Source organism: Agromyces allii, from assembly GCF_009749385.1.
GTDB classification, from domain to species: Bacteria; Actinomycetota; Actinomycetes; order Actinomycetales; family Microbacteriaceae; genus Agromyces; species Agromyces allii.
In genome coordinates this window covers 1-24,675 of the sequence record NZ_WBIN01000021.1, presented here as the reverse complement: position 1 = coordinate 24,675, position 24,675 = coordinate 1, and the positions used below count along the sequence as shown (strand labels likewise).

The window sequence follows — 24,675 nt, the reverse complement described above, 5'->3', positions numbered from 1 at the left end:
GCACGAATCGCTCCGAAGCCACCCCACTTCATGGGTCAAACGGCAGCGATGCACCCGGCACCGCTGAAGCTCGCGCAGAGTCTGCGCTTGCCGGACGTTACGGTCCGGCTGCCCAACAGAAGTCAGTCCTCTCCGAGGATGAATGCCCGCTGGTCCGCGTCGTTGCACGCGTCGATTTCATCCTGCGTGAGCTCACGGTCCGAACCAGCCTCCGTGAGCGTGTCTTCCAGTTGCTTCTGGCATTTCGCGATCTCTGTCTTGTCCGCGTCTGACTGTGGATTCCCGCACCCGGCCAGTACGACCGCGCCTGCGATCGCGACGACAGCACCCAACTTCTTTAGCACGATGGTCCCCCTCCATCTTTGTTTCTTCGTGTGGCTCTCAGCTCATGGAACCGATCGCGATGACCAGCACGAACACTGCGGCGGTGATGCCGCCAGTGGCGATTCCGACGACTGCAAATGGCTTGGACTGTTTGAGGCCAACGATCCCGAGCGTCACAGCGGTGAGCCCGAGAACGAGGCCAAGCACGAATACCCACATGAGCGCGAGCGAGACCAGACCTACGATGAACGAGGCGATCGCGAGCCCCTTGGAAGGCTTCGCGTCAATCCGCGGCGATAGAGGCGCAGTCGGACTCACCGAGACGGCGGCGGGAGGTGCCGGGAGCGGTGCAGCCGGGGCTACGCTCGGCGCCTGCGGGCCCCACTGCCGACCATCCCACCAGCGTTGCTGTCCAGAGTGGGTCGGATCGGGGTACCAGCCAGCCGGTGCCGCGTCGTTCTCTGCCATGGCGAGAGTCTATTGAGAGAGCTGTCATTCTCGTCGTCCAGACAGCCCCGGCCGCTGGTCCCGTGCTACTTCCTGATCCGACAAAGAGTCGGCGAGTACATTGAGGAGCGCCAAGGGACTCGACCGGTCGCTACGCCATCCGGCCCACTCCACGAGACTCGTTTTCGACGCCGGCGTCTAGCGTCCGCCATCCGCCAGCGCGGGCGCACTGGTCACGTAGGTCCCTCGCGAAGCCACGGATTCCCGTCGCCCACCACGAGCAGCACCGCGCTCAGCCTCCCCCAGACTGGGGTTCGCAACGAGGCTGAGCCCGATGGAACGCTGGGATGTTCCCGTAACACAGCAACGAGACCCCGCACCACGATGAGCGACGCACCGAGCATCCCCGCCGACTGGTACCCCGACCCGAACAACGCCGCACAGCTGCGCTACTGGGACGGGCACGCTTGGACGGACCACTATGCACCTGCAGTTGCGCCCCCAACGTCGCCCACCGGCCCGGCCGCGAACGTCAACCTCCCTGCACCCACGTCGGCCGCGACCGTTCAATTCGCGCCTCCGACCGCGACAGTTGCGCCCAGTCCGGGCACCCCGGCTCCTTCCCCGAGAGGAGCCTCTGGGTTCGCAGGATGGTGGGCTCGTCTCGGCGGACCCGCGAAGGTCTTCCTCATCATCGCTGCCGTCATCGTCGGCCTGCTCTTCGTCACCGGGATCGGGAACGCATTCCGCGGCCCGGATCAAGGAGCACCCGTCGTCGTCACCGTGACCGCGTCACCCGAGCCAGAACCCGAAACTGAGCCGGAGCCGTCCGCGGAAGCCGTACCGGCGCCGGAACCCGAGGTCATCGACGTGCCGACCTTCCAGACGCAGGCGAACGGCCACCTGGACGACATGAGCAAAGACCTGGACGACATGGTCGTCACAATCGACGAGGGCGGCTTCTTCCGCCTGCTGTCCAACTCGGTCGAGCTCAGCTTCAACGTCGGACAGCTCGAAGCCCTCGACATCCCGCCGTCGGTCGCCGCACCGTACGCGGAAAGCGTCGCCGGGCTCTCCGCCTCGATCGATTCCATGAACGACCCGATCGCCAACGAGGACAACGCCACACTGCTCGTCATCATCGACACCATGCGCACACAGATCCAAGGCATGCATGACCTCGTGAACTCCGCCACCTGACCTGCCCGATGAACGACAGAAGGCACCACCGAACGGTGGGGCCTTCTGTCGGCCCAAGCGCAACTGAGCCACACGGATTCTCTGATTGGTGCCGCTTCCTCGGGCGTACAGGCGTGAGCGTCGGCGAGCAGCCTTGGGACCGTCGACGTGGGGCAAAGCCCCCGAAAGCGCCCGGACATCCCTCGCATCCGACATGCCCTAACCCCTTTCCACTGATCTAAGCCCAGTCGATTGGGGTCGCCCGCGGCTGGCGAGTTCGCTCGCATTTCTGCCCCCGAAGTGGTGTCGAAAACTGGCCGAAACGGGGCACAACGACTGGAATGCTGGACTGAAGGAGCAGTCTCCGTTTCAGGCCGGCCGGCTCAACACAGCAGGGTGGACGCCACGCCGCCCAAAGCAACGGCGCTTTCGCCTCCAATGGGGCGCCCCCGAGGACATACCCTCGCTCGGTCCTCCCGACGATAGCCCCGCCGGCACTCCTAATAGGAGACAAGCTCGACCTAGAGCCGACCCAAAGCCCCTAACCCGACCCGACTCGACCCGAACGAGGAGTGCGATGAGCGTCCCCATGCCCCCTGCTAACTGGTACCCCGATCCCGAGAACTCGAAGCTGCTCCGCTACTGGGATGGCACCGCGTGGACCGAGCACCGAAGCGAAGCTCCTACCCCGGCCCAGATTCCCCTTCCTGCCCAGACTCTGGCTCCTGCCCCCGACGCTGGGCCTGTCGGCCCCAGTCTGGCCGGTCGGATGTTCGGCCCGTTCCGGCGCTGGTTCGGACGCCTCAGCATCGGCGGCAAGATCTCGTTCATCGGTCTCGCACTGCTCACGCTGATCATGTTCGCCAGCGGTGGCTTCGGCGGTGGCCTCATCGGCATCGGGATGATCGCACTGGTCACTGGTGTCTACGCGTTCTGGACCAAACGCCGTTCATGGGCCGGCATCGCGGGCCGGAAAGCTGCGGCGGGCGTCGTCGCAGTCGGCCTGCTCGTCTCGTTCGCCGGCACTACCGCCGCCGCCGTTACCGCGCCTGAGGCTGTGCCTGCCGCGGAGCAGAGCACGCTGCCATCAGCCGAGCCCGAGGCTTCGCCCACACCCAAGCCCACGCCGATCCCGACCCCCACCCCGACTGGTGAACCCGATGCGCCGGAGCAGACCGGCACGTTCAACGGCAGCGCCGCCGTCGGCATTGCCGACAGCTCTGCAACGCAAGGCACCGCCCTTGGGCTCCTCGAGACGCTACAGGTCAAGGGTCGGGCGCCGAAGACCGGCTACGACCGCGCGGCCAAGTTCGGCACCGCATGGTTGGATGTCGACCGCAACGGCTGCGACACCCGGAACGACATCCTCGCCCGCGATCTCGAGCCCGAGGTAAAGTCCGGCTCCTGCAAGGTCACCTCCGGCACGCTGGCCGACCCGTACACGGGCAAGACCATCGACTTCGTGCGCGGGCAATCCACTTCGCTCGACGTGCAGATCGACCACGTCGTCGCTCTCATGAACTCCTGGGAGACCGGCGCTCAGCAGCTCACCCAGGAGCAGCGCGTCAGCCTTGCGAATGACCCGCTCAACCTGATGGCCGTCGACGGACCGGCCAACAATCAGAAAGGCGCCGGAGACGCCGCCACCTGGCTGCCCCCGAAGAAGGACTTCCGCTGCGCCTACGTCGCCCGCCAGGTCTCTGTGAAGGCCACCTACAACCTGTGGGTCACGCAGGCCGAGCACGACGCCATCGCGAAGATCCTCGGCGCTTGCCCCGACGAACCCGCACTCACATCGGCGTTCACCCCGGTAGCGCCGCCCGCGCCAGCGCCGGCACCCGAACCAGCGCCAGCGCCCGCACCAGCACCAGAGCCCGCGCCGGCTCCGGCACCCGAACCTGCGCCCGCTCCGGCACCGGCACCGGCACCGGCACCGGCACCGGCACCGGCACCGGCACCGTACTACCAGAACTGCGACGCGGTCCGCGCTGCTGGCGCTGCGCCGATTCACCCGGGCGACCCCGGGTGGCAGTCGAAGTTCGACCGCGACGGTGACGGCATCGGCTGCGATACCTGAGCCGAGATTTCAGAGCACCGTTCCCGACGCAGGCGCGGTTCCGTGGGCCGTGCTGGCGTCGGGAACGGTGTCATCCCGGCTCCCCCCGAAGCTAGTCGGAACTCTTCCAGGTCGGCCAAGGCGTGGGTCTGCAACCGTGTGCGGCGATTCGTACAGGCGTGTCTGAGGTGGTGGCTAAAGTCGATCCAATGCCAAGCACCCGAGCTGAAGCGGCGTACCAACGCGCCCTCGCGACTTTCCGAGACCCCACGCTCGACCTTCTGCATGGCCGCTTCGCACCGTTCGTCGTCGCGGTCCTCTCTCTGGTCTTTGCTACCGATCGTCCCTTTGTCGCGGTTGCCGACGCACACGCGGAGATTGGCGAGGCCCTCGACGAGCTTCGGGCGGCCGGATACGACGAGGATGATCGCCGGCTTCCGGTGGGCAGCGCGCGTGAGATCTGCCGCCAGTGGGTTCGGGGCGGGTGGCTCGCTCCACAGCTCGAGGGCGAGGTCGAGGTGTATCGCCTGACCGCGCACGCGGTGGGTGCGCTCGAGATCGCCGGTCGTACCGGTGGTGGGCGGGCTCGCGTCTCACGGTCGCGGGTTCGCACCTTGCTCGAGGCTGTCGACCGGTTGGCAATGGATGCCGAGTCCGACCCCGCCGCGCGGCTCGAGCGGCTTCTCAATGAGCGAGCTGCTCTCGATGCCGAGATCGAACGTCTGCAGCGTGATGGCGCTGCCCCGATCGACGACGAGCAACTTCTTGAGGAAGCCGAGAACGTACTCCACCTCTCGCGTGAGTTGCCGGCCGACTTCTCCCGTGTGGCGGAGTCGATCAAGGCGATGCAGCGCGATGTGGTCGCCGAGTTGCGGCGCGACGAGCGCCCCACGGGTGATGTGCTGCGCGAGTACTTGCAGCGCGGCAAGCATGTGATGCAGTCGACGCCTGAAGGCCGCGCGTTCGAGGGAGCTCTGCGGCTGCTCGGTGATCCTGAACGCATCGATCGACTGACCGGGCAGTTGGCAACCCTGCTCGCTCAGCCGTTCTCTCATCTGATGGCGCCGGCGCAGCGTGCAGACCTCGACGCGATCGGCAGGCAGGTCGAGCAGGGCGTCGCGGACGTACTCACCGCGCAGCGGCGAGCCTCCCAGATCATCACTGCGCAGGTCCGCACTCACGACCCGATTCGCGACCGCCAAGTGGATGACCTGCTTCGCGGTGTCATGTCCGGAATGCACGCCTGGATGCGCGTCTCCCGATCGAGCGAGCGCGTCGAGCCGTTGCACACCTTGCCGGTCGCGGATGTGGGTCATCTTCGCCAGTCGCTCAGCGATCTCCGCCCACCCGGGTCACCTGACCCTCTGTCAACGCCGGTCGATGCAGAGTTCGTGGACGCCGATACCCGGGCCTGGGGCGGACCTCACTACGCCGAGCTCGAGGACTACACCGCGACACTCGGCGAGCAGTTCGACCTCGCGACCGCATTCGACGGCATCGAGGACGCGAACCGGCGCCCGGTCGATCTCCTCGGCCTGCTTGAAATCGCGCATCGCGCCGGCATGACGGAAGGCGAAGACGTCTCCGTCGTTGAGGCGCTGCGTCCGGACGGCACGCGGCGACGCTTCGCCTTCGGCTCTGTCACTGTCCAGCCTCAGAAGGAACCCGAGAATGACTGACCTCGCACCCACCACTGAATTCGATCGTCGCGAGTTCGAAGATGAACTGGACCCGAGGGACGACGTGGATGCGACGGCCGATGCGGCCTTCATCGCACCCGTGGCGATGGAGAACGACGCGGATGAGCTCTTCGCGGGTGACCGCGGCGTCCTTGATCCCGAGGTGCGCCGCGTGCTCGTCCGGCTCCTGCAGCGGCGATTCCTACTCGCCGACCGCAGTCGCGCGGAGTGGGCGGTGCTGCTCGAGAACCAGCAGATGATCGAATCCAGGCTGCACGACCTGTTCGTGCGCCTCGTCGTCGATCACGATCGCGGTGTTGCCTACAAGGAGCAGTTGCGTTCCGACGAACTGGAGATCCCCATCCTGCTCCGTGATGAGGCGTACTCCCGTGCCGAGACGCTCGTGTTGGTCCACTTGCGAACCGTCTACCAGCGTGAGACGACGGCAGGCGAAGGTTCGGCACGCGTCGACATCGAAGAGATCGAACAGACTGCCCTGACGTATTTCACCGCAGCCGATGGCGACACCGCCCGCCGCCAGAAGACGATTCGCGGCGCAGTCAACCGTCTTCGACAGGACGGGATCCTCGACGAGGAGTCAGAGGGCCGTTACCGCATCAGCCCGCTCGTGGAGATCGTGCTCAGTTCTCCGCGCTTGAACGAACTGAAGGACTGGCTCGAAGTGCGAACCCGAGCGGGCGCGGCCGAAGCGCTCGACCTCGACGCCGAAGAATCAGACGAGGCCGCCCCCGACGACTTCGAGGCTGACGATACGGAGGCCGTCCGATGACGATGCTCGACACGCTTTTTGGGCTCATCCCGGCCGCCTCTCGCGGGCAGCAGTGGGTCGCCGGCGACCTGCAACTGGTGAACTGGGGCGGATACGACGGCCACCACCGCGTGCGCTTCTCCCCCACTGCGACCCTCCTCTGCGGCGGCTCCGGCTCGGGCAAATCCACACTCATGGATGCCTACGTCGCGCTCATGATGCCGCACACCACGCCTTTCAACGGCGCGTCAAACGGTGCCGTGATCGGTCGCCCCCGGGGTCAGGACCAGCGCAACATCCTCTCGTACGGGCGAGGCAAGACTGACGAGACCCGCACCGACGAAGGCACGAAACTCACCGTGCTCCGCGGCGACGGCGTCGACACGTGGACCGCAATCTCCATGACCTGGCTCGACCACGACGGTTCGCAATTCACCGCGGTCCGCGCCTGGTACATCCCCGCGAACGCCCGCGTCCTTGAAGACACGGTCCGCGTCCGCGCGACCGTCAGCGGCTCAATCGATCTGAGCGACCTCGAAAGAGCAGCGCAGCACCGACTCACGGACGCATCAGTGAAGGCGACGGGCCTCGACACCTTGCCGACCGATCGCGAGTTCTCGGCACGCCTGCACAACGTGCTCGGCATCGGCGCGGCGGGTGCCGGCGCGAAAGCGATGAGCCTGCTCGCCCGCATTCAGGCGGGCCAGCAGATCACCACGGTCGACGACCTCTACAAGCGAATGGTCCTCGAGGAGCCGGCAACGCTTGCCGCGGCCGACGACGTGGTCACCCATTTCGACAGTCTCGAAGGCACCCGCACGCGCATGCTCACCGCCCAGCAGCAGGTACGCGCGCTCGAACCGATCCGGACCGCTCGCGAACGCATTGAAGCGGCCGCTGACAGACTCCGAGTGCTGGACGAAGTTGGTCGGTTCACCGACCCGGATTCGCTCGCGTCGCTGTGGCGGGCGTCGAAGCGCCTGGAACTCCTCCGCGACCTCGAAACCGAACTGCGATCGAAAACGCATGACGCCGCAGCGAGATCGAGCGAGGCCGCGGCGTTGGCTGATGCTGCCGAGGCCGAGTACGAGGGCTTGCTCGAAGTGCGCCGGGCCGCCGGAGGCGACCGCCTCGAAACCGCGAAGCGCGAACTCCGGGGACTGACGCCGAGACTCGAAGGCGCAGCACGCGAGCGCCGAAAGCTCGACGCCGCGCTCGAAATACTGAACGACGCGATCACGACGGCGGAGGAATTCCACAACCTGTCCGCCCGCGCGGTCAAAGAGCTCGCCGACCCAGAAGCCAAGCAGACCGCGCGCACGAAGTATGCAACGGCACTGAACGCCCTCAAGACCGCGAAGGCGGCGGTCGACTCCCTCGAAACCGAAGAGCAACAGATCAAGGGCCGCCAAGACAACATCCCCGAGCCGCTTCGCGCCGCACGCGACCTCCTCGCGCACACCGCCGGCCTCGAACCGAGCGAAGTTCCGTTCGTCGGAGAACTCATCGAGGTACGCACCGAGTTCGAACCATGGCGCGAGGCATTCAACCTCGCGCTCGGCGGCTTCGCGACGACCCTGCTGATCGATACCGCGCATCTCCCGTCGTTTCGGGCGGCGATCAACACCGTGTCGATCAGAGAACGCCTTCGTTTCGAGGGCGTTCACACCGGACTTCGACCGCGAAACGCCGCCGACCCGCACACGCTGCCCGGCCGGCTCGACTACAAGCCGTCGCCCTTCACTGGGTGGCTCGTGGACGGACTCGAGAAACGGTTCGGTTTCGTCTGCGTGGACTCGCCCGATCAGCTCAGCGCCCACCGGATGGCGCTGACGATCTCCGGCCAGATCTCCCAGGGAGCTCGCGGCGCGCACGGCGGACACGGGCGTGCCAATGTCCTCGGGTTCTCGACACAGCGACGGCTCGGCGAGCTCGCGGTCCTGCTCCGCGACGCGCGCACCGCCCACGTGACGGCTACTGCCGAGGCTGAAAGCGCCGAGGCCGAGCTCGATGCTGTCGACGCACGGCTCGCCGCCTTCGGCACCCTTCGGGATCTCTCCTGGGAACAGGTCGACGTCGCCTCCATCGTGTCCGAGTGCGAGCGATGGGAGTCAGTCATCCTCGAGGTCACCGCCGAAAACCCTGATCTCGCGCGCATCCAGACTCAGATCGATCAGAAGCGCGCACAGACCGCCGCACTGCGTGAACAGATCGGCCAGATCAAGGCCGAGAAGAAACGCCTCGCCGAAACCTGGACCGACACCACCGACGAAGTCGACGCGGCACAGAGCGTCATCGACGCGGCCGAGTCCGCATCACGCGCACTCACCACGGAACAGGCGACGTACCTGGACGGCAAGATCACGGCGCCGGGCCAAGAGGACACGTCCACGAAGGCAGATGTGCTCGCTCGCTTCGACGCCGAGCTCGACTCGGCCGCGCGACGGTTCGGCGACGATCAGCGCGAAGCGCAACAGGCCCTCGTCGAGCAGCGCGAACGAGTCCGGCACACGATGACTTCGTTCCTAGACCGCTGGCCGAATCCGAATCTGCTCGCCGACGCCGATCGGTCGCTGGCCGATTTCGAGCGGGTCCTCCTCGACCTCGAGACGAGCGGGCTCCACGAGCTCGAGACCGAATGGCGCGACAGCCTGCTGAAGCTCTCGGGCAACGATCTGACCAACCTCGACTCGACACTCAGTCGGGCCCTTCGAGAAATTCGCGATCGCATCACGCCGATCAATCAGATCATGCAGGACCTCCCCTTCTACGACGACGAACACCGGCTGCAGATCACCCTGCGCGAGAACCAATCAGAGGTCCGACGCCGCTTCCGACGGGACCTCCGCGAGGTCCGCGCCCAGATCGAGGCGGCCACAAGCGAAGAGGATCGCGAGCGCATCTACCGCCGGATGTCCCGGCTGATCGAACGGCTCCGCCGGAACGCACCAGAGTTCGCCGAGGTCGTCGATGTGCGAAACCACGTACGGGTCAGCGCCGAACGCATCCACGCGCAGACGAAGCAGCATGTCGCGCTCTACGACCACATCGGCGAGAAGTCAGGCGGCGAATCGCAGGAACTTATCGCGTTCATCGTCGGCGCCGCTCTCCGCTACCAGCTCGGCGACGCAGGCTCGGAGCGACCCCGCTACGCGCCCGTCTTCCTCGACGAAGCACTGATCAAGGCCGACGCGCACTTCACCAAACGCGCCATCGGCGCGTGGCGCGGCCTCGGCTTCCAACTCATCATCGGTGCTCCCAACGACAAGTACAGCGCGATCGAACCGCACGTCGACGTCGAATACGACATCCTCAAAGACACCCTCGGGCGCTCCTGGGCCAAGCCGAAAATCGCCCTACCCCAGGCGCACGCATGAGCCCACGACTCGTCTGGCCAGACGACGCAGCAAACAAGCTGAGGGCCCACCTGACGGATACCTGGGCCAGCCGGCTCTGCGCAGAAGTGACGCACGCCGCTGAGGAACCGAAGGAGATCAGCCTGAGGCCCGGAGTCATCCGATCGCACGACGTCGCGGGCCTCGGACACGGCGCCTGGAATGACTGGCGCCAGGCCTGGAGTCGCGTCGAGCTCGACCATTCGGGCGCCGACGTCGAGCTTCGCGCGGTGACCGTCGCAGGTGTCCCCCAGGAGGCGCCGTTCCGCTTGAGGGTTCGATCGCTGCAGGCTGCGACGCAAGTGCTCGAACGCCTCGGCGGTGCGCCGTTCGGCGTCGACATCGACCGCGCCCGCAGCATCGGGCGTCGACTGAGCACCGTAGGAGCCGCCCTCACCGCGAACGCCCTGGCGCGGACTGCTCGACTCGACGACACCGACGTCGAGGTAGTCATCAGCGCCATCACCTGGCTTGACGAGCAACCCGATCTAAGCGAATGGACGACACGGCAACTTCCGATCCCCGAGATGCACACGAAGTGGCTCGACGCACATCGAGGCCTCCTCCGAGACCTGCTCGGCCGCGATATCTACGGAGAAACCCGCCCGCGTCTTGCCGTCGCCCACCTCACCTACGTCGACCCCGACTACCTCGCAACCGAACAACGACGCCACGACGCCTGGACCACCGGCGACACCCATCAACCCGCTTACGCCCCTCAGACCGTGCTCATCGTCGAGAACCGTGACTGCCGGCTCTGGTTCCCGGACGCCCCGGGCACCATCGTCGTCGAAGGCGGTGGCAAGGCGGCATCGTCGCTGCTCGCAGGCGTCGCATGGATCCGAGCGGCCGCGAGGGTCTACTACTGGGGTGACATGGACGCTGACGGCTACGCCATCCTCGATCACCTTCGGGCAGCCTTCGCAACCTCGGGAATCCGACTCGAGTCGATCCTTATGGACTCCACTGCCCTCACGCGATTCGCACATCTCGGCGTCAACCGCGACAAGCACGGCGCCGCCCTCAAACCGTCCAGCATCCGCCTAGGTAATCTCACCGCTGCCGAGAACGACGCCTACGCAGCCATTGCAACCACGGGCAACGTGGCCTTCCGCCGGATCGAACAGGAACGCATCTCGATCACAGAAGCGCTCCACGAGCTGGCCGTCGCCGGCTGACGCGATCGCAGACCGGCTTCGTTCATAAGGAACCCAATCAGCAACCGAGCGCCTCAGCGTGGTGGCAGCCGCCGAATAAACGTTGGATAAACGTGAACGCACCCGATCCGGTGAAAATGCTCCTGAAAAACCGCAGATCAGGAGGCAAATCCGCACGGCCGGCACTTGATGCGTGAACTTCTGGACTTGGGTTCAAGTCCGACGAAAAACCCCTGATCAAACCGATATACGGCAGCTTGGATACGCTCGCTCCGCAAACATGCCGGGCTCGGAAATGAATGAGAAATGCCTGATCAGAAGCAATATCTATCGAGTAGGGCGGACGGGACTTGAACCCGTGACCGATGGATTATGAGTCCACTGCTCTAACCGGCTGAGCTACCGCCCCGTGAGCGAACTCAGTCGGGAAGTATGACCGGGATCGACTCGGTGACCGGATCGGTCACGCGCTCACCACGATACAGACTCTCGAACGTGTCGAGCGTGCGCGTGATGTCGTGCGCCTTGATGAACTTGAGCGACGACGCCTTCATCGCGTTGTACTCGTCGGGCGAGGCCTCGAGCACGTCGCGCAGCTTGTCGGCCAGGTCCTGCGGGTTGCTCGGCTCGAAGAGGTGGCCGTTCTGGCCGTCGTGCACGAGGTGCGGCAGCGCCATGGCGTTGGCGGCGACGACGGGCAGTGCCGAGGCCATGGCCTCCATGGTCACGATGCTCTGCAGTTCGGCGATCGAGGGCATCGCGAGCACGGATGCGCGGTGGTAGGCCTCGCGGAGCTCCTCGTCGGTGACGTAGCCGGTGAAGGTCACGCGGTCGGCGATGCCGAGTTCGACGGCGAGGTTCTCGAGGTTGCGCTTCTGGTCGCCGCCGCCGACGATCTCGACCTTGGCGTCGAGTTCGGCGGGCAGCAGGGTGAGGGCGCGCAGCAGCACGTCGATCTGCTTCTCGCCGGTGACGCGGCCGACGAAGAGGATGCGGTTCTCGGTGCGCGGCTCCCAGTTCGGGGAGTACTTGTGCGCGTCGATGCCGCAGGAGATGGCGTGCACGTTCTCGAGCCCGGTGTGCTTCTCGAGGAACTGCGCGGCCTTGAGCGTCGGCGTCGTCACCGATTCGGCGCGACCGAACGTGCGGCCGGCGGCCTTCCAGGCGAGCCCGACGGCCCAGTCCTGCCATGCCTTGGGCAGCAGCGTGAACTCGAGCATGTTCTCGGGCATGAAGTGATTCGTGCCGATGATGCGGATGCCGCGCTTCTCGGCCTCGATCGAGAGCCCACGGCCGACGATGATGTGCGACTGGAAGTGCACGACGTCGGGCTTGACCGCATCGATGATGCGGGCGCTGTTCTGGCGGATGCGCCACGGCAGCGCGAAGCGGAGCCAGTCGTGGGGGTACCAGCGCCAGCTGTGGAGGCGGTGCGCGGTGATCTCCTGACCCTCGTGCACTTCGGGCCACGATCCGCTCTTGCGGCTCGCGGCGGGTGCGACGACGTGCACCTCGTGGCCGCGCTCGACGAGGCCTGCGGCCAGGCGTTCAGCGAAGCGCGCGGCGCCGTTGACGTTGGGCGCGAAGGTATCGGCACCGATCAGGATCCTGAGCGGGCGTTCCGGCTCTGCGCGGTCAGCGGCATTGGGGGATGTCGCACCGGGAGTGTCAGACACGTGGAGATGTTCCTCACAATTCTGGGGCGGCCGATTCGGCCGATCTCGCCACAGCGCAGGGATGTTGGCGGGCGATGAGTTCGAAGATAGTCTACGCAGTCCGCTTCTGGGACGGCTTCGCTGGCATGTCGTCGGAGCGTCAGAGCCGGGTCTGCGGGTGGTTGCGTGCGAGCAGGAACACGCCCCAGACGGCGATGGCGCCGGCGATGGCGAACGTCACGTTGGCCCAGAGGGCGGCCTGCGACGCCTCGCCGAGCACGACGATGCCGATCAGCACGGCGACGATCGGGTCGACGACGGTCAGACCCGCGATGACGAGGTCGGGCGGGCCCGAGGCGTACGCGTTCTGCACGAAGTACGCGCCGAGCGCGGTAGCGGCGAGCAGTCCGATGACGCAGGTGAGGGTGAGCCACTCGAACTCGCCCTGCTGCACGCGGCCGATGACGACCTTCGCAAGTGTGGCCACGAAACCGTAGAGCACGCCGGCCATGAGCACGTAGAAGGTGGCGCGGATGCGGCTGCGGAAGAACCAGAACGCGAGGCCCGCGGCGACGAGCACGCAGGCGAGCAGCGTCAGGATCGTGATGAGCTGCCGGTCGGTGACGGGCTTGTCGACCGCCGTGAACGCCGCGACGCCGACGAAGAGGAACACGCCGCCGACGCACATGACGATCGCGGTGATCGACTTCGAGTTGAGCTTGACCTTGTTGATCCGCGAGTTCAGGATCGACGTGATCACGAGGGCGATGGCGCCGAGCGGCTGCACCACGATGATCGGGGCGAACGTGAGGCTCGCGAGCTGGAAGACGATCGCGAGTCCGAGCATGACGGTGCCGATGACCCACGAGGGCCGTGCGAGCAGCAGCCAGAGCTGACCGAGGTTCAGACCCTTGCCCAGTGCGTCTGCGGTGTGGGCTTCGACCTTGGTGACCCCGCGGTGCTGGAACTGCGCTCCGAGGGAGAGGAACACCGCCCCGACGAGCGCCAGGGGGATGCCGATGAACTGCTTCGGGTCGAGGGCGATCTGATCGGTCAGGTCGCTGAGGTTCGGATCCACGGAACGACCCTACCCTCCCGGCGTCGATATCCTTGGCGAATGGCCGTGCTTCCCATTCGCATCACCGGTGACCCGGTGCTCCACTCCCCCGCGCTCCCCGTCGAGACGATCGACGACGACATCCGCGAGCTCGTGCGCGACCTCTACGAGACGATGGATGCCGCGCCGGGCGTGGGCCTCGCGGCACCGCAGGTCGGGGTGCCGTTGCGCGTCTTCACGTTCACGTGGACCGACGAGGCCGAGCAGTCCTGGCGCGGCGTGGCGATCAACCCCGAGCTGTGGATCTCCCCGCTCGAGCCCGGCCACCCCGATCCCGACCTCGAGTCCGAGGGCTGCCTCTCGTTCCCGGGCGAACGGTTCCCGCTGCGCCGCGCCGAGCGGGCCGTGCTGCGTGCGACCGACCTCGACGGAAACCCGTTCGAGATCGAGGCCGAGGGCTGGCTCGCCCGCATCTTCCAGCACGAGTTCGACCACCTCGACGGCACGCTCTACACCGATCGCCTCACCGACAAGGAGCAGCGCATCGTCGCAAAGATCTGCCGCAAGGTCGGCTGGGGCGAGCCCGGCGTCTCGTGGATGCCGGGGGTCGACGACCTCGAGGGCTGATCCCGGTGCCGGATGTCTCGTGCCGGATGTCGCGCGGCGGCGCCCGTCGAGACGGCGCCCGTCGAGACGACGCCCGCGCGCGGCATCCGCACTGCCGACCGTTCAGGTGAAGGCGCGGATGCCGGCGGCCACTGCCGCGGCGACGATGACGACGATCACGAACGGCACCCGCAGCGCGTAGAGCGCGGCCGCCACGATCAGGGCCGGCACGCGCGCATCGAGCACGATCGCCTGCCCGGCGCCGAGGGTCTGCACGGCGATGAGCGCTGCGAGCAGCGCCACCGTGAGCAGGTCGGCGATGCGCGCCGGGCGTTCGCGTTCGAGGAACCCGGCCGGCACGACGTAGCCGCCGACCTTCAGCGCGAGCGTCGCGGCCGAGGCGATGAGGATCACGTGCCACATGGTCATGGGGTGGCCCGCTTCCGGTCGAAGAGGTCGAACCAGCCGACGACGAGGGCGACGAGCGCCGCGACGAGCACGGGCAGTCCGGGCATCAGCACGGGCGTCGCGATCGTCGCGACGACGGCGGCGCCGACGGCGACCGCGCCGGCCTGCACGCGCTTCAGTCGCGGCCAGAGCAGCCCGAGGAATGCGGCGGCGGCCGCGGCATCCAGCCCCCAGGCCCTCGTGTCGCCGAGCGCATCGCCGATGAGGGCGCCGACGAGGGTCGTGATGTTCCAGCCGACGAACACGATCGCGCCGGTGAGCCAGAACCCGAGCCGCGCGCTGCGGTCCTCCGTCTGCGCGAGCGCGACGGCGGTGGACTCGTCGATCGTGATCCACGCGGCGGCGACCCGGGTGACGGGCCCGCGACGGTCGACGAGCGGTTTCATGCGCATGCCGTAGACGACGTTGCGCACCCCCAGCAGTGCTGCCGCCGCGATGGCGGGCCCGGCGGCTGCGGCACCGCCGCCGGCGAGCACGCCGATCAGCGCGAACTGCGACCCGCCCGTGAACATCACGAGGCTGAGGAACATCGTCTGCCAGACGTCGAGTCCGGATGCCACCGACAGCGCCCCGAACGAGATGCCGTACGCGGCGGTCGCGAGCCCGACCGAGAGCGAGTCGCGGATCACGGCCGAGCGCGCGGCATCCGACCTCGTGCCGGCGGCCGGGTCTGCAGCATCGGGCAGGTCGCGCGCATCGGGAACCGCCGGTACCTCGGAGGCGTCGCCGGGGGCGCGTTCGTCGTGCACGTTCGCCTCCCGAAGCGCCAGTTCCGGTCGACCCGCTCGACCGGTGCGGCATCGCCGACCGCACGCCGCAACGACACCTCGCAAAAGCCTAGGCCAGGTCGGCGCGGCCCCGAGCAGGCCGCCCGTAGGCTGCTGGCATGACCCACCGCGTGTTCTCGTACGGCACCCTCCGCCAGGCCGACGTGCAGTCGGCCCTCTACGGGCGGGCGGTTCCGACCGTCGCCGACACGCTGCCGGGCTTCCGCCTCGATTGGGTGGAGATCACGGATGCCGCGGTCATCGCGACCAGCGGATCCGACCGTCATCCGATCCTCCGCCCCGGAGCGGCGCACGACGCCGTCGAGGGCGCATCCCTCGAGCTGACCGACGACGAGCTCGCGGCGACCGACGCCTACGAGGTCGACGACTACGTGCGCACGCCGGTCGTGCTCGCATCAGGGCTCGACGCATGGGCGTACCTCGCGGCGGACGAGACCTGACGCCTGCCCGAACGAAGGCCCCCGACGAAGGCCTCCGAACATGAAGAAGGCCCCGCGTTCCGGAGAACGCGGGGCCTGTCTGGCTCCCCCACTTGGACTCGAACCAAGAACCTATCGGTTAACAGCCGATTGCTCTGCCAATTGAGCTATGGAGGATCATTTCTGCGTCATGCAGCGGATTTACTCTAGCAAGAAGAGCGCGTCTGACCAATTCGAGCGACCCTCGACAATGCGCAGGTCGTGTCGCCGCAACGGACTCCCCGACCAGACGTGATTTCAGCGTACGCGCCGCACCTGAGTGCACGCTGGTCCCGCGACGCATCGGCCTCCGACCCGCGATGACGTCGGCTCGAACGACGGGCGGTCAGTACCCGGCGTGCAGGTCGATGCGCCCGATCCAGGCGCCGCGTCCGAGGAACGCCGCGGTGTTCGCCTCGACGCGCTCGGCGAACATGGGCACGGTCATCGCCTCGGTGTCGGCCACGTGCGGCGTCACGAGGGCGTTCTCGAGCGCCCAGAGCGGATGCTGCGGCGGCAGCGGTTCGGGATCGGTCACGTCGAGGCCCGCTCCCCCGAGGCGCCCGCTCGCGAGTTCGGCGACGAGCGCATCGGTTTCGACGAGCCCGCCGCGCGCGACGTTGACGAGGAACGCGCCGTCGGGCAGCAGCGCGAGCTCGCCTGCACCGATCATGCCGCGGGTGCGGTCGGTCAGGGCGGCGGCCAGGAACACGAGTTCGGCGTCGCCGAGCACCTCGTGCAGTGCGTCATCGGTCACGGTGCGGTCTGCGCCGGCGATCGGCGCCGCGCGCCGACGGACGACGGTCGCGTGTACGCCGAACGGGGCGAGCAGGCGCAGGAGTTCCTCGGTGATGCCGCCGCCGCCCACGATCACGACGCGCATGCCGAACAGGCTGCGGCCACGTTCGTCGGCCTGCCACTCCACCGCCCGGGCGCGACGCGGCACCTCGCGCAGCACGGCCAGCGCGAGCATCAGCGCGTGCTCGGCGACCGGTCGCGCGTACGACCCCTTCGCACTCGTCCACACGCGCCCGTCGTCACGGGAGCGGGCGAGCGTGTCGGCGAACGCGTCGACGCCGGCCCATGGCAACTGCACCCATGAGACCCGCGGATGCCGCGTCAGCACGTCGTCGAGCTCGCCCGCCCCCGAGGCGGCGACCCACACGACCCCGCGCGTGGCGTCGCCGAGCGGCACGACCTCGCCGCCCGCGCGACGCACCGCGGCGACCACCGACGGGTCGGCGTGCGGGAGCACGGACACCCCGCCGACGCTCGGCGCGGTGCCACCGGCATCCGTCGTCACGCCCCGAGACCGCCGTCGAGGTCGTCGATGATCGCGTGGCCGTCGTCGAGCGCGCCGGCGAGGGCGGCGACGTACGGGTGGCTCGGGTCGTGGAAGACCTCGTCGATCGTGCCGAGCGCGGCGAGGTTGCCGCGGTCGAGCACGGCGATGCGATCGGCCGTCTTGCGGAGCACCGGCAGGTCGTGGCTGATGAGCAGCGCCGAGAACCGCTGGCGTTCGCGGAGCTCGCCGATGAGCTGGGCGACCGCGTCGCGCACCGTGAGGTCGATGCCGGCCGTCGGCTCGTCGGCGATGAGCACCGACGGACCGAGCACGAGCGCCCGCGCGAGCGCCACGCGCTGGCGCTGGCCGCCGCTCAGCTCGTAGGGGTACTTCTCGAGGTAGCCGAGCGGCAGTCGCACGCTGTCGAGCATCGTCGCGACCCGGGTCTCGAGGGCTCGCCGGTTGTACCGACGATCGCGCTCGAGGATGGGTTCGGCGATGATCTCGGCGACACTGCGATCGGCGGTGAGCCGCGAGCCCGCGTCTTGCGCGAGATAGCCGACGTGGAACTGGAGCTCGGGCAGCCGACGCTTCGACAGCCCGCGAAGACGGTGGCCCAGAACGGAGACCTCGCCGCCCGTGATGACCGGCCGCGAGTCCGACGACCGCGGGTCGAACGCCACGCCCGAGAGCACCTTGGCGAGCGTGCTCTTGCCGCTGCCGGCGCTGCCGAGGAGGCCGACGACCTCGCCCGGCATGATCGTGAGGCTGAGCCCGTGCAGCGCGACGTGCGCCGGGCTCGGCCCCTTCGCCGGGTACTCGAGCGAGAGATCGCTCACGACGATCGGGATGCCGTGTTCGGCGGGCGCCATCAGTCGGACTCCCGCAGACGCCGGAGCTGCTCGCGGCGCTCGGCCTGCGCGATGGGGTCGGGCACGGGCAACGACGCGAGCAGCCGCTGCGTGTACGCCTGCTGCGGAGCACCCAGCACCTCGCTGCCCGTGCCCTCTTCGACGAGCTTGCCGTGGTAGAGCACCGCGATGCGGTCGGCCAGGATGTCGACCACGGCGAGGTCGTGGCTGATGAACAGCGAGGCGAAGCCGAACTCGCGCTGCAGCTCGGCGAAGAGCTCGAGCACGCGCGCCTGCACCGAGACGTCGAGCGCGGAGGTCGGCTCGTCGGCGATGAGCAGCTCGGGCTCGAGGGCGAGCGACCTGGCCAGGCTGGCGCGCTGGCGCTGCCCGCCCGACAGCTCGTGCGGGTACCGGTCGCCGTACGACTTCGGCAGCTGCACCGCCTCGAGCAGCTCGTCGACGCGCGCCCTGGCACCGCGTGCGTCGCGGGCCCGCCCGTGGATGATGAGCGGCTCGGCGACGCACTCGGCGATCGTGAGCAGCGGGTTGAAGCTCGAGGCGGGGTCTTGGAAGACGAAGCCGATGCGGCTGCGCAGCGGCCTGAAGTCGCGCTCGCGGATGCCGTTCATCTCGGCGCCGAGCACGCGGAGCGACCCGCCGGTGACCTTCGTGAGGCCCGCGATCGCACGACCGATGGTCGTCTTGCCCGACCCGGACTCGCCGACGAGGCCGACGACCTCTCCCGGACGGATGGCCAGGTCGACGCCGCTCACCGCACGGAACCCCGTGCTGCCGAACCGGCCCGGGTACTCGATCACGAGGCCCTTCGCCTCGACGACCGGAACCTGCTCGGCCCAGCTCTCGGGGCGAGCGGCCGCTCGCGCCTCGGCGCGCACCGTGCCGTGGCCCACGAACGGCACGGCCGCGAGCAGGGCCTTCGTGTACTCCTGCTGCGGGTTCGCGAAGAGCTCCTCGACCGGCGCCTGCTCGATGAGGTTGCCCTGGTACATCACGGCGACGCGGTCGGCGAGGTCGGCGACGACGCCCATGTTGTGCGTGATGAGCACGATCGCCGCACCGAACTCGTCGCGGCACCGGCGCAGCAGGTCGAGGATCTCGGCCTGCACCGTGACATCCAGCGCCGTCGTGGGTTCATCGGCGACGATGAGCCCCGGCTCGAGCACCAGGGCCATGGCGATGACGATGCGCTGCTTCTGCCCGCCGGAGAACTGGTGCGGGAAGTGGTCGATGCGCTGTTCGGGATCGGGGATGCCGACCCGGCCCAGGATCTCGACGGCCTTGGCCCTGGCCTCGGCCTTCGAGATCTCGCCGTGGGCGCGAAGCCCCTCGATGATCTGCCAGCCCACCGTGTAGACCGGGTTCAGGGCCGTCGATGGCTCTTGGAAGACCATCGCCACGTCGGTGCCGCGCACGTCGCGGAGCCGCTGCTTCGACAGCGAGATGACGTCGTTCTCGTGCGTGCCGGCCCGGTTGGCGAGCACGACCGCGCCGCTCGTCGTGGCCGTCTCGGGGAGGAGCCCGAGGATCGTCTTGGCCGTCACGGTCTTGCCGCTGCCCGACTCGCCCACGATCGCGAGCACCTCGCCGCGCTGCACCGAGAGCGACACGTCGTCGACGGCCTTGACCGCGCCCGCGTCGGTCGCGAAGGAGACGCCGAGATTCTTGATTTCGACCACCGTGCTCACGGCTTGACCTCGATTCCGTGCTCGTCGAACGTCTCCCCGTCTTCGAGGCCCGCCAGACCTCCGGGCCCCGCCACCAGCGTGCCGCCGGGGACGACCGAGGTCTCGGCCACCTGGCCTGCGGCCTTCGCCACGCGTCGACGGCCGCGCAGGCGCGGATCGGCGAGGTCGTTCAGGCTCTCGCCGACGAGGGTGATGCCGAGCACGGTGAACACGATCGCGAGACCGGGGAAGAGCGCGGTCCACCAGATGCCGCTCGTGACGTCGGACTGCGCCTTGTTGAGGTCGTAGCCCCACTCGGCCGCAGCCGTCGGCTCGATGCCGAACCCGAGGAAGCCGAGTGCGGCCATGGTGAGGATCGCCTCGGAGGAGTTCAGCGTGATGATCAGCGGCAGCGTGCGCGTGGCGTTGCGGAGCACGTGCTTGAACACGACGCGCGTGTTCGATGCGCCGAGCACCTTCGCGGACTCGACGTACGCCTCGGCCTTGATGCGCACCGTCTCGGCGCGGATCACGCGGAAGTACTGCGGAATGAACACGACCGTGATCGAGCCTGCCGCGGCGAGCACGCCGCCCCACAGGTCGGACTGACCGCCCGAGATCACGATCGAGAGCACGATCGCGAGCAGCAACGACGGGAACGCGTAGATCGCATCGCACACGACCACGAGCACGCGGTCGAGCCATCCGCCGAAGTAGCCGGAGTAGAGGCCCAGCGCGACGCCGATGAAGATCGAGAGCAGCACGGCGACGACGATGACGATGATCGCGGTCTGCGTGCCCCAGATCACGCGCGAGAGCACGTCGTAGCCGCCGACGGTGGTGCCGAACGGGTGCTCGATCGACGGCGGCTGCTGCGTGCCGAAGGCGACGCCGTCGACCTTGCGCTGCGCGAACCCGTAGGGCGCGAGCAGCGGCGCGAGGAACGACGTCAGGATGAACACGCCCATCATGACGAGACCGGCGACGAGCATGCCGCGCTGGAGGCCGACGCTCTGCCGGACCTGGTGCACGACCGGCAGTCGGTCGCGCAGTCGCCGCTTCGGGGCGGCGGAGACGGTGGTGGATGCCGCGGTCATCTCAGAACCTCACCCTCGGGTCGATGAACGCGGCGATGATGTCCACGATGAAGTTGGTCAGGGCGACGATGATCGCGAGCAGCACCACGATGCCCTGCACGGCCACGAAGTCGCGGGACTCGAGGAACTCGGCCAGGGCGAAGCCGAGGCCCTTCCACTCGAACGTCGTCTCGGTCAGCACGGCGCCCGCAAGCAGCAGCGCGATCTGCAGGCCGATGACGGTGATGATCGGGATGAGGGCCGGACGGTACGCGTGCTTGCGCAGCAGACGGGATTCGGCCACACCGCGCGAGCGCGCGGCATCCACGTAGTCGGTGGAGAGCGTGCCGATCACATTGGTGCGCACGAGACGGAGGAAGATGCCCGCCGTCAGCAGCCCGAGCGCGATGCCCGGAAGCACCACATGCGAGAGCACGTCGCCCAGCACGGCCGGGTTGCCGGTCATGATCGCGTCGATCGTGTAGAACCCGGTCTTGTTCGGCAGCGCCTGCATCTGCAGCTCGGCGCCGACACTGGCGCGACCTGCCACCGGCAGCCACTTGAGCCACACCGCGAAGACGAGCTTCAGCAGGAGGCCGGCGAAGAAGATCGGCACTGCGTACCAGAAGATCGCGAGCACCCGGAAGAACGCGTCGGGCGCCTTGTCGCGGTAGTAGGCGGCCGCGAGACCCAACGGGATGCCGACCGCGAACGCGATGATGAGCGAGTAGAAGACGAGCTCGAAGGTCGCGGGGCCGTACGTCAGGAGCACGTCGATGACCGGCCGGTTCGTCGTGAGCGTCGATCCGAAGTCGAAGACCGCGATGCGGCTGAGGTACTCGAGGTACTGGATCAGCAGCGGCCGATCGTAGCCGGCGGCGGCGCGCAACTCTGCGAGCGCCTCGGGGCTCAGACGTCCGCCCTGCGCCGCCGTGATCGGGTCGCCGGTCGTGCGCATGAGGAAGAACACGAGCGTGACGAGGATGAAGATCGTCGGGAAGATCAGGAGGAATCTCACCAGCAGGTACCTGGCGAAACCACCGCCCTGCGATTTGGTCGCCGGGCGGGCCGATGCGGGCCCCTCCGCCGTGGAAAGGGTGTCAACAGTGCTCATGGGTTCCTCAGGGGTACAGGGGAACGGGGACGACCCGCTGGTGCGAGTCGTCCCCGTCGTCGAGCTTCAACCGAGCCTAGACGGTCGGATCAGCCCTTCGAAAGCGCCGCGTAGCGGAACTTGAACGACGCGTCGAGGGTGTCTTCGGTGCCCTGGACATCTGCGCCGGTGACGGCGACCTGAGCGCCCTGCATGTACGGGATCGTGGACAGGTCGGCCGCGACCTTGTCCTGGATCTCGCCGATGAGCGCTTCACGCTCTGCCGGGTCGACCGTGACGGCCTGCTCGAGGATCAGGTCGTTCACCTCGGGGTTGTCGTAGTGGTTGGCGAGGAAGTTCTCCGTGAGGAAGAACGGCGTCAGGTAGTTGTCGGCGTCGGAGTAGTCGGGGAACCAACCGAGCTGGTAGGCCGGGTAGAGGTCCGCCGTGCGGTCCTTCGAGTACTGGACCCACTCGGTGGACTGCAGGTCGACCGTGAACAGGCCGCTCTCCTCGAGGTTCTCCTTGATGATCGCGTACTCGTCGCTCGACGACGGTCCGTAGCGCTCGGCCACGTACTGGATCGAGATCGGCAGCGGCGTGGTGACACCGGCCTCCTTGAGGCGCGAAGCCGCCTTGTCGGCGTCGGGAGCACCGTTGCCGTCGCCGTAGAGGCCCTTGAGCGCCTCGTTCGCGCCGGTCAGGCCCTCGGGAACGTAGGAGTAGAGCGGCGTGAACGTGCCCTTGTAGACGTCTTCCGAGATCGCGTCGCGGTCGATGAGGTCGGCGATCGCCTGGCGGACGGCCAGGGCCTTGGCCGGGTCGGCCTCGGGGGTCGTCGCACCGAACGGCATGGTGTTGAAGTTGAAGACGAGGTAGCGGATCTCGCCACCGGGGCCGTCGACGACCTTCACCTTGTCGTTGCTGCGGAGGTCCTCGATGTCGGTCGCGCTGAGCGTGCGGTTCGCGACGTCGATGTTGCCTTCCTGAACGTCGAGCTTCAGGTTCGAGGCGTCCGTGTAGTACTTCACGTTGACCGTGTCGGTCTTCGCGGCACCCAGGAGGCCGTCGTAGTCGGCGTTGGCCTTGTACGAGATCAGGTTGTTGAAGTCGTAGCTCGTGATGACGTACTGACCGGCGAAGGCGTTGCCCTTGACGATGTCGTCGTCGGCGGTGACCGCATCGGCCGAGAAGACGTCTTCGTCGACGATCGGGCCGACCGGGCTCGACAGGATCTGCGGGAAGATCTGGTCGTTCTCGCTGAGCAGGTGGAACACGACGGTCGTGTCGTCGACGACCTCGGTGGACTCGAGGTTGTAGAGCAGCGACGACGGGCCGTTCTCGTCGGCGATCGCGGTCTGACGGTCGAACGTGAACTTCACGTCGGAGGCCGTGAGGTCGTTGCCGTTGGCGAACTTCAGACCCGGCTTGAGCTTGACCGTGTATTCGGTCGGCGCCGTGAACTCGGCCGACTCGGCGATGTCGGGCTCGACGTCGGGGCTGCCGTACGGCGAGTTCATGAGGAACGGGTACACCTGGTTCATCACGGCGAACGAGCCGTTGTCGTACGAGCCGGCGGGGTCGAGCGAGGTGATCTGCTCGGTCGTGCCGATGGTCAGCGTTCCGCCGGCCGTGTCGCCGCCGCTGGATGCGGTGCAACCGGCGAGTGCGAGCGCAGCGACCGAGACGCCGGCGACCGCGAGGAGCGATCGGCGTCGGTTCGTGGATGCGGATGACATATCCGTCTACCTCTTCCTGTCAGGAAACGCGGGCGCGGATGAACCGCGTCGCGTGTGCGTATTCCCCATGAGTAGCACACGGCATGGCGAACGCCGCAGGGTCTTCGATCAGGAAGCGCGAATGTTTATCGATCTGCAACGTCACCGTGATCGAGTGGTTGTTCCGACGGCAGAACCGGGACGTCGGATGCCGCGGCGCGGCGATCGGCGACGGCGCCGTCGGGCGAGCCCGGCGGGTCGGCTTCGGCGGGTCGGCGCCGCTCGGTCGGCGCCGTTCAGGAAGCGCCGTTCAGGAAGCGCCGCTGGGTCGGGCGTCGCTCAGTCGCCGCGGAGCGCCCGGCGCTCGCGCTCGAGCTCGACGAGGCCGCGCTGCAGTGCCGCGTAGGTCTCGGTGTCGCCGCGATCGGTGCGCTGGAGACGCCCGAGCAGCTCGGACTTCTGGCGCAGCAGCTCCCGGTCGACGAGCGCGCTCACGACGCTCTGCACGTAGACGCTCAGCTCGGCGTTGCCGCGCTGCGGCACCGGGGCCACGGCCAGCTGGTGCACGATGCCGGCGAACGGCGCGGGCACCTCGTCGACGACGCGGTCGACCTTCACGGCGGTCTCGCCCGACGCCAGCACCGAGGCGATGCCGTCGCGCACGACGGCGAGCGACGCGTTCGTGAACCGGCAGTCGATCGCGTGCCGCAGCAGGTCTTCGCCGACCTCGGTCGGGAACTGCAGCATGGCCTGCAGCGCGTCTCGCTCGAGCCGGGTGGCCGGGTCGTTCGGAAGGTCGACGATCGAGAACGGCCGCTCAGGGGCATCCGTCGCCTGCGCCGTCGTTCCGGGCGCGGCCCGGACGCTCCCCTGCTGCCCGCCGCCGGCCCCGCCGTCGCGCGCGCCGCCGTCGCGGCCGGAACCCC

20 protein-coding genes, 2 tRNA genes and 1 pseudogene are annotated in these 24,675 nt (G+C 67.9%); 8 read left to right on the top strand and 15 right to left on the bottom strand.

The genetic code is table 11. The features are described from left to right. Positions 1-122: 122 nt before the first annotated feature. On the bottom strand, positions 123-344 hold the full coding sequence (locus GQR16_RS19360; protein ID WP_157416809.1) for a hypothetical protein: 222 nt from the start codon (positions 342-344) through the stop codon (positions 123-125). Positions 345-381: 37 nt separating this feature from the next. Then, positions 382-792: a DUF2510 domain-containing protein gene (locus GQR16_RS19355; RefSeq protein WP_157416808.1), complete on the bottom strand. Its 411-nt coding sequence runs from the start codon at positions 790-792 to the stop codon at positions 382-384. Between the two features lie 363 nt (positions 793-1,155). Here GQR16_RS19355 and GQR16_RS19350 point away from each other — a divergent pair, with 363 nt between their 5' ends. From GQR16_RS19350 to GQR16_RS19325, 6 genes are all read left to right on the top strand, one after another. Beyond that, positions 1,156-1,971 carry a DUF2510 domain-containing protein gene (locus tag GQR16_RS19350; RefSeq protein ID WP_157416807.1) on the top strand — a complete coding sequence of 272 codons (816 nt, stop codon included), beginning with the start codon at positions 1,156-1,158 and terminating at the stop codon, positions 1,969-1,971. 556 nt (positions 1,972-2,527) lie between these two features. Further along, the gene (locus GQR16_RS19345) at positions 2,528-4,027 is read left to right on the top strand and encodes a GmrSD restriction endonuclease domain-containing protein (protein WP_157416806.1); all 1,500 of its coding nucleotides are present in this window, start codon (positions 2,528-2,530) and stop codon (positions 4,025-4,027) included. Between the two features lie 188 nt (positions 4,028-4,215). After that, positions 4,216-5,685 (top strand): DUF3375 domain-containing protein, encoded by a 1,470-nt coding sequence (locus tag GQR16_RS19340; RefSeq protein ID WP_157416805.1) that lies wholly within the window; start codon positions 4,216-4,218, stop codon positions 5,683-5,685. Further along, positions 5,678-6,475: a DUF4194 domain-containing protein gene (locus tag GQR16_RS19335; protein ID WP_157416804.1), complete on the top strand. Its 798-nt coding sequence runs from the start codon at positions 5,678-5,680 to the stop codon at positions 6,473-6,475. Before GQR16_RS19340 ends, GQR16_RS19335 begins: the two co-directional genes overlap by 8 nt. Beyond that, positions 6,472-9,831 carry an ATP-binding protein gene (locus GQR16_RS19330; RefSeq protein ID WP_157416803.1) on the top strand — a complete coding sequence of 1,120 codons (3,360 nt, stop codon included), beginning with the start codon at positions 6,472-6,474 and terminating at the stop codon, positions 9,829-9,831. Before GQR16_RS19335 ends, GQR16_RS19330 begins: the two co-directional genes overlap by 4 nt. Further along, a complete protein-coding gene (locus tag GQR16_RS19325; protein WP_157416802.1) occupies positions 9,828-11,027 on the top strand; it encodes a Wadjet anti-phage system protein JetD domain-containing protein in 1,200 nt (399 codons plus the stop codon). Before GQR16_RS19330 ends, GQR16_RS19325 begins: the two co-directional genes overlap by 4 nt. Positions 11,028-11,341: 314 nt before the next feature. Here the strand turns inward: GQR16_RS19325 and GQR16_RS19320 are convergent. From GQR16_RS19320 to GQR16_RS19310, 3 genes are all read right to left on the bottom strand, one after another. Then, positions 11,342-11,415: transfer RNA gene (locus tag GQR16_RS19320), tRNA-Ile, on the bottom strand. A 10-nt stretch (positions 11,416-11,425) separates the two neighbouring features. Continuing rightward, positions 11,426-12,682, bottom strand: a complete 1,257-nt coding sequence (locus tag GQR16_RS19315) for a glycosyltransferase (protein ID WP_246200946.1) — start codon at positions 12,680-12,682, stop codon at positions 11,426-11,428. A 139-nt stretch (positions 12,683-12,821) separates the two neighbouring features. Then, on the bottom strand, positions 12,822-13,739 hold the full coding sequence (locus tag GQR16_RS19310; RefSeq protein WP_157416801.1) for a DMT family transporter: 918 nt from the start codon (positions 13,737-13,739) through the stop codon (positions 12,822-12,824). A gap of 39 nt (positions 13,740-13,778) precedes the next feature. Here GQR16_RS19310 and def point away from each other — a divergent pair, with 39 nt between their 5' ends. After that, the gene (gene def, locus GQR16_RS19305; protein WP_157416800.1) at positions 13,779-14,345 is read left to right on the top strand and encodes a peptide deformylase; all 567 of its coding nucleotides are present in this window, start codon (positions 13,779-13,781) and stop codon (positions 14,343-14,345) included. 102 nt (positions 14,346-14,447) lie between these two features. Here def and GQR16_RS19300 read toward each other — a convergent pair whose 3' ends face one another. Both GQR16_RS19300 and GQR16_RS19295 read right to left on the bottom strand, forming a co-directional pair. After that, positions 14,448-14,753 (bottom strand): AzlD domain-containing protein, encoded by a 306-nt coding sequence (locus GQR16_RS19300; protein WP_157416799.1) that lies wholly within the window; start codon positions 14,751-14,753, stop codon positions 14,448-14,450. Further along, positions 14,750-15,421 (bottom strand): AzlC family ABC transporter permease, encoded by a 672-nt coding sequence (locus GQR16_RS19295; protein ID WP_246200947.1) that lies wholly within the window; start codon positions 15,419-15,421, stop codon positions 14,750-14,752. The genes GQR16_RS19300 and GQR16_RS19295 overlap by 4 nt, the downstream gene beginning before the upstream one ends. Before the next feature lie 257 nt (positions 15,422-15,678). Here GQR16_RS19295 and GQR16_RS19290 point away from each other — a divergent pair, with 257 nt between their 5' ends. Next, positions 15,679-16,020: a gamma-glutamylcyclotransferase family protein gene (locus tag GQR16_RS19290; protein ID WP_157416798.1), complete on the top strand. Its 342-nt coding sequence runs from the start codon at positions 15,679-15,681 to the stop codon at positions 16,018-16,020. Positions 16,021-16,100: 80 nt separating this feature from the next. Here GQR16_RS19290 and GQR16_RS19285 read toward each other — a convergent pair. The 8 genes and pseudogenes from GQR16_RS19285 to GQR16_RS19705 form a co-directional block, all read right to left on the bottom strand. Next, positions 16,101-16,176, bottom strand: a tRNA-Asn gene (locus GQR16_RS19285). A 208-nt stretch (positions 16,177-16,384) separates the two neighbouring features. Beyond that, positions 16,385-17,299, bottom strand: coding sequence for a D-isomer specific 2-hydroxyacid dehydrogenase family protein (locus GQR16_RS19280; RefSeq protein ID WP_246200945.1), 915 nt, complete (start codon positions 17,297-17,299; stop codon positions 16,385-16,387). Positions 17,300-17,337: 38 nt separating this feature from the next. Continuing rightward, positions 17,338-18,195, bottom strand: a complete 858-nt coding sequence (locus GQR16_RS19275) for an ATP-binding cassette domain-containing protein (RefSeq protein ID WP_157416797.1) — start codon at positions 18,193-18,195, stop codon at positions 17,338-17,340. Then, positions 18,195-19,883: an ABC transporter ATP-binding protein gene (locus GQR16_RS19270; RefSeq protein ID WP_157416796.1), complete on the bottom strand. Its 1,689-nt coding sequence runs from the start codon at positions 19,881-19,883 to the stop codon at positions 18,195-18,197. Before GQR16_RS19270 ends, GQR16_RS19275 begins: the two co-directional genes overlap by 1 nt. Continuing rightward, positions 19,880-20,959: an ABC transporter permease gene (locus tag GQR16_RS19265; protein WP_157416795.1), complete on the bottom strand. Its 1,080-nt coding sequence runs from the start codon at positions 20,957-20,959 to the stop codon at positions 19,880-19,882. The genes GQR16_RS19270 and GQR16_RS19265 overlap by 4 nt, the downstream gene beginning before the upstream one ends. A 1-nt stretch (position 20,960) precedes the next feature. After that, positions 20,961-22,052, bottom strand: coding sequence for an ABC transporter permease (locus tag GQR16_RS19260; protein WP_157416794.1), 1,092 nt, complete (start codon positions 22,050-22,052; stop codon positions 20,961-20,963). A gap of 89 nt (positions 22,053-22,141) precedes the next feature. After that, a complete protein-coding gene (locus GQR16_RS19255) occupies positions 22,142-23,770 on the bottom strand; it encodes an ABC transporter substrate-binding protein (RefSeq protein ID WP_157416793.1) in 1,629 nt (542 codons plus the stop codon). Positions 23,771-24,088: 318 nt separating this feature from the next. Further along, positions 24,089-24,675, bottom strand: a pseudogene (locus GQR16_RS19705) (DNA primase); the annotation flags it as partial.

Bases quoted from the DNA above. Each gene is read 5' to 3' on its own strand.
- GQR16_RS19335 (WP_157416804.1), top strand. From the start codon at position 5,678: ATGACTGACCTCGCACCCACCACTGAATTCGATCGTCGCGAGTTCGAA.
- def (WP_157416800.1), top strand. From the start codon at position 13,779: ATGGCCGTGCTTCCCATTCGCATCACCGGTGACCCGGTGCTCCACTCC.
- GQR16_RS19345 (WP_157416806.1), top strand. From the start codon at position 2,528: ATGAGCGTCCCCATGCCCCCTGCTAACTGGTACCCCGATCCCGAGAAC.
- GQR16_RS19340 (WP_157416805.1), top strand. From the start codon at position 4,216: ATGCCAAGCACCCGAGCTGAAGCGGCGTACCAACGCGCCCTCGCGACT.
- GQR16_RS19255 (WP_157416793.1), bottom strand. From the start codon at position 23,770: ATGTCATCCGCATCCACGAACCGACGCCGATCGCTCCTCGCGGTCGCC.
- GQR16_RS19290 (WP_157416798.1), top strand. From the start codon at position 15,679: ATGACCCACCGCGTGTTCTCGTACGGCACCCTCCGCCAGGCCGACGTG.
- GQR16_RS19325 (WP_157416802.1), top strand. From the start codon at position 9,828: ATGAGCCCACGACTCGTCTGGCCAGACGACGCAGCAAACAAGCTGAGG.
- GQR16_RS19330 (WP_157416803.1), top strand. From the start codon at position 6,472: ATGACGATGCTCGACACGCTTTTTGGGCTCATCCCGGCCGCCTCTCGC.
- GQR16_RS19265 (WP_157416795.1), bottom strand. From the start codon at position 20,959: ATGACCGCGGCATCCACCACCGTCTCCGCCGCCCCGAAGCGGCGACTG.
- GQR16_RS19355 (WP_157416808.1), bottom strand. From the start codon at position 792: ATGGCAGAGAACGACGCGGCACCGGCTGGCTGGTACCCCGATCCGACC.
- GQR16_RS19300 (WP_157416799.1), bottom strand. From the start codon at position 14,753: ATGACCATGTGGCACGTGATCCTCATCGCCTCGGCCGCGACGCTCGCG.
- GQR16_RS19350 (WP_157416807.1), top strand. From the start codon at position 1,156: ATGAGCGACGCACCGAGCATCCCCGCCGACTGGTACCCCGACCCGAAC.
- GQR16_RS19275 (WP_157416797.1), bottom strand. From the start codon at position 18,195: ATGGCGCCCGCCGAACACGGCATCCCGATCGTCGTGAGCGATCTCTCG.
- GQR16_RS19260 (WP_157416794.1), bottom strand. From the start codon at position 22,052: ATGAGCACTGTTGACACCCTTTCCACGGCGGAGGGGCCCGCATCGGCC.